General features: G+C 43.5%; 1 pseudogene. It reads right to left on the reverse strand.

The annotated features are described in order from the left end of the window. Window positions 1-1,214 (reverse strand): annotated as a pseudogene (locus tag I8U27_RS20330) (IS701 family transposase); the annotation flags it as partial. Window positions 1,215-1,224 lie beyond the last annotated feature (10 nt).

A 1,224-nucleotide genomic window follows, 5' to 3' on the forward strand; every position in this document is an offset into this window, starting at 1 on the left:
CCCCGGCCCCGTTTGAATTTGGTTAAGCTGTTCATCTTTGGAAATGTGGGTTCCCTTTTTTGCGGGTCCACAAGGACTCCTTTTGAACGCATCACGCTAAGAAAAGCATGCGCAACCATAGACAATGTAATGTGGCGATACCAGCCTGTCCATGAGCGAACCTCGTATTGATCCAGTCCCACTTCACCTTTAGCTTCTTGAAAGCAACGTTCGACCGCCCATCGAGTTCCAGCCACTTGAACGAGATCTTCCAGGGTCGTTTCTTCTGGAGCATATACAATATAGTAAGCCAATTGATCTCTTTCATGAAGATGCCTTCTGATCAGAAGCCATCGTTGCCATTCTGGAGCATCTGGACAATTGAGAGGATATCGTATCCATTCATACTTTCGTGGACCTTTCGATCCATTTCCACAGGTAATGATCTCCCATTTTTCTTCGGGCGTCTGGGCGGCTAAGTCTCTCACTTTGTATGGATTCCAACCAATTGACACTGATTCCTTAGCAGAAACTGCTAAAACATAAGCTTGCTGCTCGTTTTCTAATCACCTTCTTAGACGACTGTCGCTACCATAAACAGAATCACCTGTTACCCATTTGATTGGTAAACGTGCCTGAAAGGCACGTTGCAACATCTGACGTGCGAGTTGAGGTTTGGTATAAAATTCTGTACCATTTGGTACCCCGGACTTTTTACAACGTTGTGCATCTTCAATCCAAGCTTTAGGAAGATAGAGACTACGGTCAATCAAGGTAGCCCCTTTTGGACTGGTATAACTTAAGAATACTCCGATTTGACAATTTTCAATCCGCCCAGCAGTTCCGCTATATTGCCGTTGAACCCCTACAGATTTTTGACCTTTTTTAAGAAAACCCGTTTCGTCAATTACTATAACTGCCTCAGGATGAGATAAATGTTCTAAAATATAATGTTGTAAGTCATCGCGAACTGCTTCAGCATCCCATCTAGCCCTACCCAACAAATGTTGAATACCGTATGGAGTCGAGTTACCAGTATACTCAGCTAATTGCCAACCGTTTTTTCGTTCAACTGAACTAAGTAATCCCAATAGATAAGCGCGACAACGTTGTCGCGCTTCCACACGCGGAAATTGAGCACCAATCCGATTGGCTAACGCTTCAAATTCAGCAGACCAGTTAAATGCATCTATTTCAATATGTTCAACAACTTGTTTATCCGTTTGAAAGTCCATTAAGGGTTCC

This window comes from Paenactinomyces guangxiensis, from assembly GCF_016055185.1.
Classification (GTDB): domain Bacteria; phylum Bacillota; class Bacilli; order Thermoactinomycetales; family Thermoactinomycetaceae; genus Paenactinomyces; species Paenactinomyces guangxiensis.